General features: G+C 64.1%; 16 protein-coding genes. 7 read left to right on the forward strand and 9 right to left on the reverse strand.

What is annotated here, in order from left to right; all coding sequences use genetic code 11:
* Nucleotides 1-13 precede the first annotated feature (13 nt).
* Complete coding sequence (coaBC, locus tag NKL04_RS30980; protein ID WP_023700992.1) at nt 14-1,480, forward strand: bifunctional phosphopantothenoylcysteine decarboxylase/phosphopantothenate--cysteine ligase CoaBC; 1,467 nt, start codon at nt 14-16, stop codon at nt 1,478-1,480.
* A 120-nt stretch (nt 1,481-1,600) separates the two neighbouring features.
* Here coaBC and NKL04_RS30985 read toward each other — a convergent pair whose 3' ends face one another.
* The 8 genes from NKL04_RS30985 to NKL04_RS31020 form a co-directional block, all read right to left on the reverse strand.
* The gene (locus NKL04_RS30985; protein WP_023740927.1) at nt 1,601-3,037 is read right to left on the reverse strand and encodes an MFS transporter; all 1,437 of its coding nucleotides are present in this window, start codon (nt 3,035-3,037) and stop codon (nt 1,601-1,603) included.
* A 194-nt stretch (nt 3,038-3,231) separates the two neighbouring features.
* Nucleotides 3,232-3,711 carry a DUF992 domain-containing protein gene (locus NKL04_RS30990; protein ID WP_023671135.1) on the reverse strand — a complete coding sequence of 160 codons (480 nt, stop codon included), beginning with the start codon at nt 3,709-3,711 and terminating at the stop codon, nt 3,232-3,234.
* 89 nt (nt 3,712-3,800) lie between these two features.
* Nucleotides 3,801-4,274, reverse strand: coding sequence for a DUF992 domain-containing protein (locus NKL04_RS30995; protein ID WP_023671136.1), 474 nt, complete (start codon nt 4,272-4,274; stop codon nt 3,801-3,803).
* A 258-nt stretch (nt 4,275-4,532) separates the two neighbouring features.
* Complete coding sequence (locus NKL04_RS31000) at nt 4,533-5,387, reverse strand: tetratricopeptide repeat protein (RefSeq protein WP_023700994.1); 855 nt, start codon at nt 5,385-5,387, stop codon at nt 4,533-4,535.
* 203 nt (nt 5,388-5,590) lie between these two features.
* Nucleotides 5,591-5,869 (reverse strand): 30S ribosomal protein S21, encoded by a 279-nt coding sequence (rpsU, locus tag NKL04_RS31005; protein WP_023671138.1) that lies wholly within the window; start codon nt 5,867-5,869, stop codon nt 5,591-5,593.
* Between the two features lie 176 nt (nt 5,870-6,045).
* Complete coding sequence (locus NKL04_RS31010; protein ID WP_023671139.1) at nt 6,046-6,432, reverse strand: SET domain-containing protein; 387 nt, start codon at nt 6,430-6,432, stop codon at nt 6,046-6,048.
* Nucleotides 6,433-6,537: 105 nt separating this feature from the next.
* Nucleotides 6,538-7,296 (reverse strand): SDR family oxidoreductase, encoded by a 759-nt coding sequence (locus NKL04_RS31015; RefSeq protein WP_023671140.1) that lies wholly within the window; start codon nt 7,294-7,296, stop codon nt 6,538-6,540.
* A gap of 3 nt (nt 7,297-7,299) precedes the next feature.
* The gene (locus tag NKL04_RS31020; RefSeq protein WP_245271390.1) at nt 7,300-8,025 is read right to left on the reverse strand and encodes a YrdB family protein; all 726 of its coding nucleotides are present in this window, start codon (nt 8,023-8,025) and stop codon (nt 7,300-7,302) included.
* On the opposite strand from NKL04_RS31020, the gene NKL04_RS31025 reads away from it, so the two are divergent.
* From NKL04_RS31025 to NKL04_RS31050, 6 genes are read left to right on the forward strand one after another with little or no spacing between them, the layout of a single operon-like run.
* Entirely contained in the window at nt 8,000-9,253 is a 1,254-nt protein-coding gene (locus NKL04_RS31025) for a sarcosine oxidase subunit beta (protein ID WP_023686460.1), read from the forward strand. The two genes, NKL04_RS31020 and NKL04_RS31025, sit on opposite strands and share 26 nt — an antisense overlap.
* Nucleotides 9,253-9,675, forward strand: coding sequence for a hypothetical protein (locus NKL04_RS31030; protein ID WP_023700996.1), 423 nt, complete (start codon nt 9,253-9,255; stop codon nt 9,673-9,675). Before NKL04_RS31025 ends, NKL04_RS31030 begins: the two co-directional genes overlap by 1 nt.
* A gap of 12 nt (nt 9,676-9,687) precedes the next feature.
* Nucleotides 9,688-9,999 carry a sarcosine oxidase subunit delta gene (locus NKL04_RS31035; RefSeq protein WP_023683197.1) on the forward strand — a complete coding sequence of 104 codons (312 nt, stop codon included), beginning with the start codon at nt 9,688-9,690 and terminating at the stop codon, nt 9,997-9,999.
* Nucleotides 9,996-12,989 (forward strand): sarcosine oxidase subunit alpha, encoded by a 2,994-nt coding sequence (locus NKL04_RS31040; RefSeq protein ID WP_023700997.1) that lies wholly within the window; start codon nt 9,996-9,998, stop codon nt 12,987-12,989. Before NKL04_RS31035 ends, NKL04_RS31040 begins: the two co-directional genes overlap by 4 nt.
* The gene (locus tag NKL04_RS31045; protein ID WP_023686457.1) at nt 12,982-13,566 is read left to right on the forward strand and encodes a sarcosine oxidase subunit gamma; all 585 of its coding nucleotides are present in this window, start codon (nt 12,982-12,984) and stop codon (nt 13,564-13,566) included. Before NKL04_RS31040 ends, NKL04_RS31045 begins: the two co-directional genes overlap by 8 nt.
* Nucleotides 13,567-13,618: 52 nt before the next feature.
* Nucleotides 13,619-13,846 (forward strand): hypothetical protein, encoded by a 228-nt coding sequence (locus NKL04_RS31050; protein ID WP_023671147.1) that lies wholly within the window; start codon nt 13,619-13,621, stop codon nt 13,844-13,846.
* A 144-nt stretch (nt 13,847-13,990) separates the two neighbouring features.
* On the opposite strand, the gene NKL04_RS31055 is transcribed toward NKL04_RS31050, so the two are convergent.
* Complete coding sequence (locus NKL04_RS31055; protein ID WP_023686456.1) at nt 13,991-14,218, reverse strand: hypothetical protein; 228 nt, start codon at nt 14,216-14,218, stop codon at nt 13,991-13,993.
* Nucleotides 14,219-14,291 lie beyond the last annotated feature (73 nt).

The raw sequence follows: 14,291 nt of genomic DNA on the forward strand, positions 1-14,291 counted from the left end.
CGCGGAGCAAGTCATGGGCACCATTACTGTCCGCAATCTAGCTGACGACGTGAAGCAGAAATTGCGTGAGCGCGCTGCGGCGCGCGGGGTGTCGATGGAGGAAGAGGCGCGTGATGCGCTTGCCAAAAGCGTGCTGTCGGCGGAAGCCGGCATGCCCGAGAGCGAAACCCTCCATGCAACAATCCGCCGCTTGGTTGAGCCTCATGGAGGTTTTGACAACGATCTGTCCCAGCGAGGTCAATCCACAAAAACGCACAGCACCCTCGACGGCAAGCGCATCCTGCTGATCATCGGCGGCGGCATCGCCGCCTACAAGGCGCTGGACCTGATCCGCCGGCTGCGCGAGCGCGGTGCGGCGGTGCGCGTCGTGATGACATCGGCGGCGCAGGAGTTCGTCACCACGCTTTCGGTCGGCGCGCTTTCGGCCGACCATGTCTTCACCGAACTGTTCGACCGCAGTGACGAGCACGATGTCGGCCATATCCGCCTGTCGCGCGAGGCCGACCTCTTGGTGGTGGCGCCGGCCACCGCCGACCTGATGGCCAAGCTCGCCAACGGCCATGCCAACGATCTGGCCTCGACGGTGCTGCTCGCCACCGACAAGAAGGTGCTGATGGCGCCGGCGATGAACCCGAAAATGTGGTCGCATGCCGCGACGAGCCGCAACCGGGCGACGCTCGCCAAGGATGGCATCGCCTTCGTCGGCCCGGCCAAGGGCGAGATGGCGGAAAGCAACGAGGCGGGCGAGGGCCGCATGGCCGAGCCGCTGGAGATCGTGGCAGTGATCGAGGCACTGCTCGACAGCAGGCCGAAGCCGCTGGCCGGCCGCAGGATCATCGTCACCTCGGGGCCGACGCATGAGCCGATCGACCCGGTGCGCTACATCGCCAACCGCTCTTCGGGCAAGCAGGGCCATGCGATTGCGGCAGCGCTGGCAAGACTGGGCGCGGATGTACGCCTGGTCTCCGGTCCGGTTGGCATTGCCGATCCGGCCGGCGTTGTGACGACGCATGTGGAGACCGCGGCCGAGATGAAAGCGGCCGTCGAACAGTTGTTGCCGGCGGACGCCGCGGTCTTCGTAGCTGCCGTCGCCGACTGGCGCACCGCTGGCACGGCCGGCGAGAAGATCAAGAAGGTGGCGGGCCAGGGCCCACCGGCGCTGCAAATGGTCGAAAACCCCGACATTCTCGCCGGCGTCGGTCATCACGGGCAACGGCCGGGGCTGGTTGTCGGCTTCGCCGCCGAGACGCAGGACCTGATTGCCAATGCCGAGGCCAAGCTGAAGAAGAAGGGCGCCGATTTCATTGTCGCCAACGATGTCTCGCATGAAAGCGGCGTCGGCCCCACCGGCGTCATGGGCGGCGACCGCAACAAGGTGCGCATCGTCTCGGAGGACGGCGTCGAGGAATGGCCTGAGATGGGCAAGGACGAGGTGGCGGCGCGGCTCGCCGCGCTCATCGCCGAGCGTTTGCAAGCCTGAGCGGCCGCCGGTTCCGCAATCGGGCAGGCCATGGTCTTGCAAGCAGCCTTGTGGTCGAGGGCATTTGACGCCGACAGCGCCGGCGGAATGCTGTCGCCAAATTCTCCATCCGCCGTGCCCTCAGCCTGTCGCCAATTGCGGCCGGCGTGCCGCCAAAGCCATCTTCAACGCCGCCAGGCAACCGACAATGCCAAGTGGCACGAAGGCCAGGTACAGCCAGCCGGCGACGTGCGCTGCTGCCTCGCGGTTCAGCCCGTCCGAAAAGCCGCTGGCATTGGCGATGATGCCGGCCATGGCGGCGCCCACGGCGTAGCCGATGCGCTGCATGGTCGGCACGGCGGCCGAGGCGATCGTCTGCTCGCCGTCGCGGGCCGAGGCGACGATGATGCGGGTCAGGAAGGGCCATGACACGCCGAAGCCACCGCCTTGCAACAAAGCGCAGAGCAGGATCACCGGGATCGAGCCGGCGGGGATGGCATAGGCGAAACCGGCGAGGCCGGCTGCAATCATCAGCGCGCCGATGACGAGGATCTGCCGTTCGCGCTGCAGCGGCGCATTGGCGACGGCGATCGACAGGATCGACCAGGCGATCGATTCGGCGGCGATGATGTAGCCTGTGGTCAGGATCGGGATGCCGTGCAGCGTGGTAAGCAGAAGCGGCCCGTAGATGGAAAAAGAGACTGTCGCCACCGAGAAGGCGGCAACCATGCTCATGCCGCTGCCGACCGGCGAGCGCCATGAGAACAGGCCCGACGGGAACAGTCGCGATTGCGGCTTCATGGCGTCGACGAAAACGAACAGCGCCAGGCCGGCGAGGCCGAGGACCAGCAGCAGCGACGATCGAAGCAAGGCGACGTCGACGCCTGCGGTGGCGATCAGCACGACGGCGATGGCGAGGCAGCCAAGTGCTGCAAAGGGGAAGGGCGGCGAGGTGCCGGCGGCGGCTTGCGGCTTCGTCGCTTCCGGCGTGTTCAGGACGATGAAGCTTGCCGATGCCATGGCGATGCCACCCAGCACGAAGACGCCGAAGGCCCAGCGCCAGGACAGGAGCTCGACCATGATCGCGCCGAGCATCGGGCCGCTGAAGGCGGCGACGCCCCAGATCGCCGACATGATGCCGAACAGCTGTGGCCAGATGCTGCGGTTAAACAGCCGCTCGACCGAGACGAAGGCCAGCGACACCAGCGCACCGCCGCCGAGACCCTCGACCAGACGGCCGCCAAGAAACACCGGCATGGACGGCGCGGTGGCGCAGATCAGTGCGCCCACGGCATAGAGCAGGGCGGCGACCGTGACGTTGGAGCGTAGAGCGACATAGCTGACCAGCCGCCCGGCCGCTGCGCCGGCGACAATGGCGCCGAGCTCGTAGACGGCCAGCGACCAGCCGACGAACTGCACACCGGCGAGGTCCCCGACCATGGCCGGCATGACCGTCGCCACCATCGTCTCGTTGGTGGCGTGCAGCAGGATGCCGAGGCTGATGAAGCAGAAGCGCGCGAGGTCGCCGCTTGCCCACAATGCCCGCCAGTCGACCTTGTTGCTGGTGATTTCAGTCATTCTTTTACCCTGCCTTTGCATATCTCGATGCCGGCGCATGGCGCCAGAAGCCAGTGGGGGCTTTCCGGCGGGGCCATGCGCGCTGTTTCAGTCAGGCGAGTTGTAAAACCTCAAGCGCAGTTGAGCTCAAGTGGCTTTTTGTCGAAGTGCAGACGGTCGAGATTGGCCGGAAACCTCTCCGCTTGATGCGCCGGTCAGTTCTCAATGCTGCGCAGCTGAAACTGGCTGACGCCGATGGCAATGTTGATACCGGTCTGCGTCTGCAGGCTGAGCGGCTGCAGAGTGAAGGCCTGCGAGGAGCCGCCGACCAGGAGATTGGCGCCGGCGCCGACCGCCGCGGTCACTTCGGCGCTGGCGCCGATATAGTCGCCGGCCAACGCGCCGGGCGCATAGATGTTCCTCAGCGGCGTCAGCACCAGCCATTGCATGACGGTCTGCTTGGTGGTGCCGATGTCGAGCCCGTATTTGTTGACGGCGCCGAAATAGGCTTCCGGCGAAAAGCTCTTGTCGGCCGGCGTGAAGGTGCAGCTCAGATCCTTGCTGGAGCCGAAGATGAAGCCGGTGCCGCCGCCGATGGCGCAATCGAGCACACCGAGTTCGATACCCTGGCCTTGCGCTTGGGCCTGGGCGGTACAGATGATGGTGATAGCGGCGGCGATGGCTGGTTTCAGCACGGCGGATCCCCCAAAAAGCATGCGGCGCGAAACAGTAACCTGTTCCGCGCCGCGCGTAGAGGGATCAGTCGATCCTTATTTGCCGATGCTTATTTGAACGAGTGGATCAGCTCCAGGGAGGTCACGGCGACCGCTACATTGACGCCGGTCTGCGCCTGGACGCTGAGCGGCTCCAGCACAAAGGCGCCGTCCAGCCCGCCGACCAGCAGATTGGCGCCGCCGCCGGTCACCACGCTCGCCTCGGCGTTGACGCCGTAATAATGGCCGGCAAGGTCGCCCTCGTCATGGCCGCGGGTGGCGGCCAGAACCGCCCACACCAGCTGGCCCTGATGCGTCTGGCCGAGATCGACGCCGAGCTTGGAGATCATCCCCGTGTATTTCTCGGACGGCCCATGGTGATAAGGACGGAACGTGCAGTCGACGCCCTTGTTCGACGTGATGACGTAACCGACGCCGCCGTCGATGGTGCAATCGAGCGTGCCGAGCTGAAGCTTGCCGGCGCTGGCGGGAACGGCAAGCAGCGTCGTGGCAAGTGCCGCGGCACAGATGATTTTCTTGATCATGGGTCAGTCCTTTCGAAAAATGCCTTCAACAACGGTTGAATGGCCCGGAGCGTTCCGCTGAAAACTTGGCGCGATCAAGGCAAGGGTTAACGCTTTGCCCCCGGTGGTTAAGATTGGGTGATAGTGGGGTTTTCTGGATACGCATCCCTAGCGGAAGCGCTCTGCGCTTTCCCGGGGAGAAACCGCTCAAGCGGCGCACTGCATCAGGAATGGAACGTTGTTATAAAAGGCCGCGGATGGCGGCGCGCCGGCTGCATCTCAGCCGGCGGTGGCGCCCGATGTGCGCGACAGGCCGTCCTTGGCCGGCTGGTAGGTCGGGTCGAGATGGACGGCTTCGCGGTAGGCCTTCGAGGCCTTGACCTTGTCGCCGCGGCGCTCGTAGATCAGCGCCTGGTTGGACCAGGCTTCGGCGTTCTTGCCGTCGAGCTTGATGGCCATGTTGAAGTCGGAGAAGGCGTTGTCCTCGTCATTCATGGCGAGATAGGAGAGGCCGCGGCCGTTGTAGGGTTCGGCGGCGTCCGGCGCCAGCGAGATGGCGGTCGAGAAATCCTCGATGGCAAACTTGTGCTGGCCCTGGCTTTGATAGATCAGGCCGCGATTGTGGTAGGCGCGGGCATCCGTGGTGTCGAGCTGGATCGCCTTCTGGAAATCGTTGAAGGCCTGCTGGGTCTGGCCTGCCTTGCGATAAAGGTTGCCGCGGCCGATATAGGCGGCGTCATAATTTGCATTGATCTGGATCGAGCGGTTGTAGTCGGCAAGGGCGGCCGCCTGGTTGCCGAGGAAGCGCTGGATCAGCGCCCGGTTCGAATAGGCTTGGTAGAAATTCGGGTTGAGCTGGATGGCGGTGTCGAAATCCTTCAGCGCCGCCTGATACTGGCCGCCACGGCCATAGGCCGAGCCGCGCACATTGTAGCCTTCCGGATCCTGCGGATTGCGCTGGATCACCGCCGACAGCGAGGAGATGTTCTCGCTCGAGCCTTGCGCCTTGTCGATGTTGTTGAATTCGCCGGTCGGAACGCTCTGGCAACTGGCAAGCACCAGGCCGGACATCAGGGCTGCCGCCAGGGCCAAACCGCGCATTGTGGTTCTGCGCTCTACGCCGATTGCGTTCATGTCTGCCCTGTCCTCACTTCAGCCGCGCCGTCCAGGTCCCCCTCCGGGCCGGGTCACAGATTCTCGTAACAAAATCTAGAACGCCGTTTGCGCGTTCAAGGGAACGGCCTCCAACAGAATGGCGGCGCTCCAAACAAAAAGGTGGCGGCGATTCCGCATCGCGCCACCTCTGAGTATCCTTCGAAAAGGACGAAAAATTGGCGTCAGAACCGCGGCGGACGCGGAGCACCACCAGGACCACCGGCGGCGCCGGCAGCAACCGGGCGCGGCGTCATCGGCAGCAGGCCTTCGCGCTGGGCGCGCTTGCGGGCCAGCTTGCGGGCGCGGCGAACGGCTTCGGCCTTTTCACGGGCGCGCTTCTCGGAAGGCTTCTCGTAATGGCCGCGCATCTTCATTTCGCGGAAAATGCCTTCGCGCTGCATCTTCTTCTTGAGAGCGCGAAGCGCCTGATCAACGTTATTGTCGCGGACGAGTACCTGCACGGGCAATCCTGTCTTTCGGGTTTGATATCAACAGGCAAGTGACCATAGCCACATGCCTCCGCGGCGCTTTACACCACGAATTGTGGCGGCTGATAGCAGAATCAGGCCGCGCTGTCCACACTGGAAATGAAGGACAACCGCCAATTTGCCACGGCAGCCCCGAGATAGGGCGCCAACTAGGCGCTGGCCAGATGGAGCCGTGCGAAATCCTCGAAGAATTCGCCGTAATCGCAGGTAATTTCCTCGCCGGCTGATATATCTCGAGTGGCGGTGGCGCCGCCATATTGCGAAAAATCCGTGTTCGGCCGCTCGGCGTGGTTCATGAAGCGGCCATTATCGACTTCATAGACCATGAAGCCGGGACGGTCGGGGCTCGGATAGGCATAGCGGTCGAGCAATTCCTTGAGGTGCGGCGGCGCCGCCTCGTATTTGTCCATCGGGATCAGCCGGTCGAAATCCGGATCGAGCCGCCAGATCGAGGCGCCCTTCCTGATCGGCTCGGCGGCGAACACGCCGACGCCTTCGATTGCGCTCTGGGCGACATAGGTCCTGATCAGCAGCATGTCCGTCCTCCTCACCCGAAACCGAATCGCCAAATCGCGAGGAAAAAGCAAGTCCGGTTTCGGGTTCTATGGCTGATCGGCGCGGGCGATGACCCGCGAAATGCTTCACGTCCGGGTGATCGAGACGCCGCCATCGGCGAACAGCGCCGATCCTGTGGTGAAGCTCGACGCATCCGATGCCAGGAAGAGCGCAGCGCGGGCGATCTCTTCAGGCACAGCCACACGTTTCAAGGCATGCAGGTTTTCCACGAAAGCGCGTGATTCCGGCGTCTTGAATGTTGCCGACGGCGTGTCGGTGCCACCCGGCATCAGCGCGTTGACCCGCACGCCCCTGGGGCCGTATTCGGCGGCCAGCACCTGCGTCAGGCCGATCAGTCCGGCCTTGCTCGCGGCATAGCTGGTCATGCCCGGCATGCCGACTGTGTGACCGACGAAGGTCGAGGTGAAGATCAGCGATCCGCCACCGCGTTCGACCATCGCCGGCACCTGGTATTTCGCGCCGAGAAAGGCGCTGGTCAGATTGGCGTCGAGCGTCTCGCGCCATCCGTCCAGCGACAGTTCCGAAATCGGACCCATCGTTCCGACGGAGCCGACATTGTTGAAGGCGATATCGAGCCCGCCGAATTTTTCGACGGCGAGATCGACGAGGGCTTTTGCATAGGCTTCGTCGCGGACATCGCCGGCAAGCGCGACTGCCGTGCCGTCGGCGTCCTCGATTTCGACGACCAGCGCATCGAGTTCGGCCTGGCGGCGGGCGGCGATGACGACCCTGGCGCCTTCTTCGGCGAAGAGTTTTGCGGTGGCGCGGCCGATGCCGGAACTGGCGCCGGTGACGATCGCTATTTTATTGGTGAGTGCGAACATTTTTTACATCCTTTCATCGCGCCGGCTGTGCCGGCAACCGGGATGTTGATCGCAGTTCGGGACGGTGCTAGCCACCCGATACGTGCTCGACTTGCTGAATGGCTTCGCAGCGGCACAAGCGCCGCGCGCCGGACTATTGCTCAGCAGCCAGCCGAGGCGATCGAGCGAAAATGCGTAGCTGATGGCGATGAGCAGCGTGATGACAACGCCCGTAGTCGTGTGACCGGCGGCATAGAATCCGGCTGCACCGCCAAACAGGATGGCCAGTTCAAGCACCAGCCTGACTGCGCCTGGTACAGGAACCGGCGCGCGTCCGGACCGGCTCGGATCGCCGCGCACCGCGAAGGTTCCCCACAGCGCAACTGCAATGAACGGCAAGGCCAAGGCGAAGAGCCAGCGCCACCATCCGCCGGAGAGGCTCCAGCCGGCAAAGCCGAGGCCAAGCAAGGCGGCAAGTTCCAGCAGGAAACGCAAGGTCAGATTCCACCAGGCGTTGCCCATATTCGTCCTCCAGAGTCTCGCGATCGCCAGTGTGTCCGAACGCAGCCATGCCTGCCAGCCCGGGCAGGTCTTTTCCACCGCGGCGCAAAACGGCAAGCGCCGTCGCAAACAGCGCAAGGGTGGAAGCGCCGTTTCGCTAGTGATACACCTCGCGCGCCGGGGCTGCGTAAAATACCCCATCGCCATTTGCGAGGCTGGAACGTTGAAAAAATATTCGGTATTCGCCATCGCCCGCGAGGCCATGCGCGGCCACAAGGGCTGGGAGGAACAATGGTCCTCGCCGGAGCCGAAGAAGGAATATGACGTCATCATCGTCGGCGCCGGCGGTCATGGCCTGGCCACCGCCTACTATCTCGCCACCGTGCATGGCATCACCAATGTCGCGGTGCTGGAAAAGGGCTGGCTAGGCGGCGGCAACACCGGGCGCAACACCACCATCATCCGCTCCAACTACCTTTACGACGAGAGCGCCGGCATTTACGACCATGCGCTGAAGCTGTGGGATGGGCTCTCCCAGGAACTCAACTACAACGTCATGTATTCGGCGCGCGGCGTCATGATGCTGGCGCACAATGTGCACGACATCCAGGTGCTGAAGCGCCATGTCCACGCCAATCGCCTCAACGGCATCGACAATGAATGGCTGACGCCTGAGCAGGCGAAGGAATTCTGCCCGCCGCTCAACATTTCCAGGCAGGCGCGCTATCCCGTCGTCGGCGCCGCCTTGCAGCGGCGAGGCGGCACGGCGCGTCACGATGCGGTGGCCTGGGGCTATGCGCGCGGCGCTTCGGCCCGCGGCGTCCACATCATCCAGAATTGCGAGGTCACCGGCGTCAAGCGGGCGGCCAATGGCGCGGTCATGGGCGTCGACACGACGCGCGGCTTCATCGGCGCCAAGAAGGTCGGTGTGGTGGCTGCAGGCCATTCCTCGGTGATCATGAACATGGCCGGCGTGCGCATGCCGCTGGAAAGCTATCCGCTGCAGGCGCTGGTGTCGGAGCCGGTTAAGCCGGTGGTGCCTTGCGTGGTGATGTCGAACACGGTGCACGCCTACATCTCGCAGTCCGACAAGGGCGAACTGGTGATCGGCGCCGGTACCGACCAGTATGTCTCCTATTCGCAGACCGGCGGCCTGCACATTTTGCAGCATACGCTGGACGCCATCTGCGAGATGTTCCCGATCTTCACCCGCATGAAGATGCTGCGCTCGTGGGGCGGCATCGTCGACGTGACGCCCGACCGTTCGCCGATCCTGGCCAAGACGCCGGTATCAGGCCTCTATGTCAATTGCGGCTGGGGCACGGGCGGCTTCAAGGCAACGCCCGGCTCAGGCCATGTCTTTGCCCACACGATTGCCAAGGACGATCCGCATCCGATCAACGCGCCCTTCACCATCGAGCGCTTCCGCACCGGGCGCCTCATCGACGAGGCAGCAGCGGCGGCGGTGGCGCACTGATGATGGTGGAACTGGCTGTAGCGGTGCCGCTGGTGCTGGCGGGGGAGCAGGACCTGTTCCATTTTCCGTCACCGGACGAGGTGCGGACGCAGCCGATCAGCCGCGCCGGCAACGAAGCCGATTGGCCGTTTTCGATCGACGCCGGCATTCTGGCATGCGTGTGGAGCGGTGGCCAGAAGGTGGTCATCTTCATGGAGAACAGGCCCTCCGATCTCGGCGAGGACGACACATTCGATGCGCGCAGCGTCATCGTGACGACCGATCCGTTTCAGCTCACGATCGGCAACATGGCGTATCGCGAGCTGTTTCGCCCCGCCGCAAGTGTAGAGGAGCGCATTCGGCTCGTCGCGCCTTTTGCTGCGATGGGCCAGAGGCTTTGCAACCAACCGGCCGGCGCGCATGTCGGCCACGGCGAATTGTAGGAACGAACGATAATGCTTCTCATCCGCTGCCCCTATTGCGAGGAAGAGCGCCCGGAGCTCGAGTTCCGTAACGCCGGCGAGGCGCATATTGCGCGTTCGGCCAACATGGCGGGCGAGAGCGACGACGATTTTGAAAAGTTCTTCTTCATCCGCTCGAACCCCAAGGGCATCATCTATGAGCGCTGGCGCCACATCCATGGCTGCGCACGCTTCTTCAATGCGGTGCGCGACACCGTCACCGACAAGTTCGTCATGACTTACAAAGCCGGCGAGCCGAAACCGTCCAAGCTGCCCAAAAACTCCAACGAAATGGCTTCCAAATGAGCGGCGCGTTCCGCATTCCGAGCGCCGGCCGTCTCAGCCAGGCGAAGACCGCGCGGTTCTCTTTCGACGGCCAGTCTTACACCGGCATCGAAGGCGACACGCTGGCCTCGGCGCTGCTTGCCAATGGCGTGCATTTGGTGGGACGTTCGTTCAAGTATCACCGTCCGCGCGGCTTCCTGTCGGCCGGAGCGGAAGAGCCCAACGCGCTGGTCGAGGTCAAGCGCGACGCGGCACGCAAGGCGCCCAACATCCGCGCCACGGTGCAGGAGCTCTATGACGGGCTCGTCGCCAACTCGCAAAACCGCTGGCCGTCGCTCGCCTTCGACGTCGGCGCGGTCAACGACATTGCATCGCCGCTGTTTTCGGCCGGTTTCTACTACAAGACCTTCATGTGGCCGAAGGCGGCCTGGAAGAGCCTCTACGAGCCGAAGATCCGCGCCGCGGCCGGCCTCGGCGTTTCGCCTGACAAGCCAGATCCCGACCATTATTCGTCGCGCTATGCGCATTGCGACGTACTGGTGCTAGGCGGCGGTGCGGCCGGCATTGCGGCAGCGCTCGCCGCTGCCGAAACCGGCGCGCGTGTCATCCTCGCCGATGAACAGGCCAGCTTCGGCGGCAGCCTGCGCTTCGAGAGCGGGGCGAAGATCGACGGCCAGGACGGTTATGCCTGGGCGCAAGGCGCGGTGGCCAAGCTCACCGCCCTGGACAATGTCCGCGTTTTGTCGCGGACGACGGCGTTCGGCTACTACGCGCAGAACTTCGTCGGCCTGGTCGAGCGGGTCAGCGACCATCTGCAAAACCCCGGCCACGATTTGCCGCGCGAGCGCCTATGGCAGGTACGCGCCAAGCGCGTGGTGCTGGCGACCGGCGCCATCGAACGCCATATGGTGTTTGCCGACAATGACCGGCCCGGCATCATGCTGGCCTCGGCGGCGCGGACTTATCTCAACCAGTACGGTGTCGCGGTCGGCAAAAATGTCGGCGTCTACACCGCAAATGACTCGGCCTACTCCGCCGCGATCGACCTGAAGAAGGCCGGCGTCAACGTGGCGGCGATCGTCGACCTGCGCGACCATCCGACCGGACCTGTGATCGACGAGGCGAGGGCGCTCGGGATCGAGGTCAATTTCGGCCGCGCGGTGATCCGCGCCGGCGGCAAGTTGCGCGTGACCTCGATGACGGTGCAGCCGAAGAATGGGGGCGGCGAGCGCACCATTCCGGTCGACGCCATCCTGATGTCGGCCGGCTGGACGCCGTCGGTGCATCTGTTCTCACAGTCGCGCGGCAAGGTCGCCTTCAATGACGAGACCAAGCGCTTCGTGCCGGGCATCTATGCGCAGGACTGCGTTTCGGTCGGCGCCTGCAACGGTACGGATGGGCTCTCGGCGTCGATCGATGAGGCCTATGCGGCCGGCGCAAAGGCGGCGAAGGATGCGGGCGGCAAAGTGGCCAAGGGCGTAAAGCCGAAGGTCGACGCGTCGGAAAGCTGGTCGCGCGGCATGCTGGGCGCGGCGCCCGGCGCCGGGCCGGACAAGACGGTCAAGGCCTTCGTCGATTTTCAGAACGACGTCACCGCCAAGGACATCCGCCAGGCGGTGCATGAAGGCATGCGCTCGATCGAGCACGTCAAGCGCTTCACCACCAACGGCATGGCGACCGACCAGGGCAAGACGTCCAACATGCACGGCCTTGCGATTGCCGCCGAGACGCTTGGCAAGCCGATCCCCGAGGTCGGGCTGACCACATTCCGCGCGCCCTATACGCCTGTCACTTTCGGCGCGATAGTCAGCCATTCGCGCGGTCCGCTGTTCGACCCGACACGGAAGACCGCGATCCATCCCTGGGCGGAAGCGCATGGTGCGGTGTTCGAGGATGTCGGGCAGTGGAAGCGCGCCTGGTATTTCCCCCAGGCGGGCGAAGACATGCACAAGGCGGTCGACCGCGAATGCGTCGCGGTCCGCAGCAATGCCGGCCTGTTCGATGCCTCGACGCTGGGCAAGATCGAAGTGGTCGGGCCGGATGCGGCCAGGTTCATGGAACTGCTCTACACCAATCCGTGGGAGAAGCTGGAACGCGGCCGCTGCCGCTATGGCATCATGCTGCGCGAGGATGGTTTCATCTATGATGACGGCGTCGTCGGCAGGCTGGCGCCGGATCGTTTCCATGTGACGACGACAACGGGTGGCGCGCCCCGCGTCATGAACCATATGGAGGATTATCTCCAGACCGAGTTCCCGCATCTGAACGTCTGGCTGACCTCGATCACCGAACAGTGGGCGGTCATCGCCGTGCAGGGGCCGAAGTCGCGCGACATCATCGCGCCTTTGGTCGAAGGCATCGACATGTCCGACGAGGCGCTGCCGCATATGTCGGTGCGCGAAGGCAAGATCAGCGGCGTGCCGACCAGGCTGTTTCGCATGTCGTTCACCGGCGAGCGCGGTTTTGAAGTCAACGTGCCGGCCGATCACGGCCAGGCCGTCTGGGAAGCGCTGTGGGCCGAGGGCCAAAAGCATGGCGCGACTGCCTACGGCACCGAGGCGATGCACGTGCTGCGCGCCGAAAAGGGCTACATCATCGTCGGGCAGGACACGGACGGTACGGTGACGCCGAACGATGCCGGGCTCGACTGGGCGGTCGGCAAGAAGAAGACCGATTTCGTCGGCATTCGCGGCCTGACGCGGCCCGATCTGGTCGCCAAGGGCCGCAAGCAGCTGGTCGGCTTGAAGACCAAGGACCCGAAAGTGGTGCTTGAGGAAGGCGCGCAGATCGTCGCTGACCCGAAGCAGGCGATCCCGATGAAGATGATCGGTCACGTCACATCCAGCTACTGGTCGGAAAATTGCGGTCGCTCGATCGCGCTGGCGCTGGTTGCCGGCGGCCGCGACCGGATGGGCGACACGCTCTATGTGCCGATGCCGAACGGGGTGATCGAAGTCGAGGTTACCGGCATGGTGTTCTTCGACGAGACGGGAGGGCGCCTCAATGGCTAAGGCTGCTGCAAAGAAGACGGCCCCAGCTGCAGCGCCGTCGGTCGAGCGCCGCCCGGCCCTGGCTGGACGCGTCGTTTCCGCAACGGATGTCAAGGTCGAGGTGCTGCCGCCGGCGGAGCGCATGTCGCTGCGCGCGCCGGAGGCTTCCGTCGCGGCGCTGTCGAAGGCGCTCGGCCTGACCTTGCCGAAGCAGCCGAAGACCTCGGCGGCCAAGGGTGGCCGCACGGCGCTGTGGCTCGGACCGGACGAATGGTTTGTGATCGACGAAGCCGGCAAGGATCCGCTTGCCGACTGCGCCAAGGTGACCGCATTGCATTCGGCGGTCGGCATCTCGCACCGCAACGTCGCCTTCGCCGTCACCGGCCCGGCGGCTGCCGCCGCGATCAATGCAGGCTGCCCGCAGGATTTGTCGCTCGAGGCTTTTCCGGTGGGCGCGGCGTCGCGCACCATTCTCGGCAAGTGCGAAATCCTGCTGTTGCGCACGGCAGCCGACGCTTTCCGGGTCGAGTGCTGGCGTTCCTTCTCGGACTATGTCTTTACTTTCCTGTCGGAAGCAGCCAGCGACGCGGCGGCGTAGGAACGTTTGACGGGTCAAGCCGTTCTGCTTCCCTCATCAGGGAGAACATACGATGCCGTCGAAAGCGCCGCCGAAGTCAGCTGGCAAGACGTCCGCCGTGCGCTCACTCGAACATGAGCAGCATCACGAGGTGACTGCCGAAGAGGAACTCGAGGAAGGCCTCGAGGACACGTTTCCGGCCAGCGATCCGGTGTCGATCACCTCGACCGCCATCCCAGGCGCGCCGGCAAGACCCGGCAAGGCCAAGACGGTGCCGGGTCGCAAACCGCGCAAGAAATAACCGTTCGGCTACGCCAGGTTTGAACTCGGAGAAGCCCAGCTTGCGCTGAGAAAATGGGGGCGCTGAGGAAAAAACGGGCGGCCGGGATTATCCTGCCGCCCTTAAATTAGTCGTTGTGCTGTTCGGTGGTCGAGCTCGATCAACTTAGAACGTGCTCGGCACGATCCATGGGTTGATCTCGATGCCGAGACGCGGGCTCTTGGCCTTGACGTCGGACTTTTCGACCGAGCCGGTCACGGCGCAATCGAGCTTGGCATTGGTCGTGGTGTCGACGCAGGTGGCGGCCTGCTTGGTCGAGTGTGTGTTGTTGGCGGCGAAAGCCGAGCCGGAGAGAGCCAGCACGGTGGCGAGGGCGAGAAGGGTCTTGTTCATGTCAGTCTCCATCGGTTAAATTCTTTTCGTACATGTACGATACAACGTACACATACGTCCACCGAGATGGGTT

Source organism: Mesorhizobium sp. C264A (genome assembly GCF_040324515.1).
Classification (GTDB): Bacteria; Pseudomonadota; Alphaproteobacteria; order Rhizobiales; family Rhizobiaceae; genus Mesorhizobium.

Bases quoted from the DNA above. Each gene is read 5' to 3' on its own strand.
- coaBC (WP_023700992.1), top strand. From the start codon at position 14: ATGGGCACCATTACTGTCCGCAATCTAGCTGACGACGTGAAGCAGAAA.
- NKL04_RS30985 (WP_023740927.1), bottom strand. From the start codon at position 3,037: ATGACTGAAATCACCAGCAACAAGGTCGACTGGCGGGCATTGTGGGCA.
- NKL04_RS30995 (WP_023671136.1), bottom strand. From the start codon at position 4,274: ATGATCAAGAAAATCATCTGTGCCGCGGCACTTGCCACGACGCTGCTT.
- NKL04_RS31000 (WP_023700994.1), bottom strand. From the start codon at position 5,387: ATGAACGCAATCGGCGTAGAGCGCAGAACCACAATGCGCGGTTTGGCC.
- NKL04_RS31010 (WP_023671139.1), bottom strand. From the start codon at position 6,432: ATGCTGCTGATCAGGACCTATGTCGCCCAGAGCGCAATCGAAGGCGTC.
- NKL04_RS31015 (WP_023671140.1), bottom strand. From the start codon at position 7,296: ATGTTCGCACTCACCAATAAAATAGCGATCGTCACCGGCGCCAGTTCC.
- NKL04_RS31020 (WP_245271390.1), bottom strand. From the start codon at position 8,025: ATGGCGAATACCGAATATTTTTTCAACGTTCCAGCCTCGCAAATGGCG.
- NKL04_RS31030 (WP_023700996.1), top strand. From the start codon at position 9,253: ATGATGGTGGAACTGGCTGTAGCGGTGCCGCTGGTGCTGGCGGGGGAG.
- NKL04_RS31035 (WP_023683197.1), top strand. From the start codon at position 9,688: ATGCTTCTCATCCGCTGCCCCTATTGCGAGGAAGAGCGCCCGGAGCTC.
- NKL04_RS31040 (WP_023700997.1), top strand. From the start codon at position 9,996: ATGAGCGGCGCGTTCCGCATTCCGAGCGCCGGCCGTCTCAGCCAGGCG.
- NKL04_RS31045 (WP_023686457.1), top strand. From the start codon at position 12,982: ATGGCTAAGGCTGCTGCAAAGAAGACGGCCCCAGCTGCAGCGCCGTCG.
- NKL04_RS31050 (WP_023671147.1), top strand. From the start codon at position 13,619: ATGCCGTCGAAAGCGCCGCCGAAGTCAGCTGGCAAGACGTCCGCCGTG.
- NKL04_RS31055 (WP_023686456.1), bottom strand. From the start codon at position 14,218: ATGAACAAGACCCTTCTCGCCCTCGCCACCGTGCTGGCTCTCTCCGGC.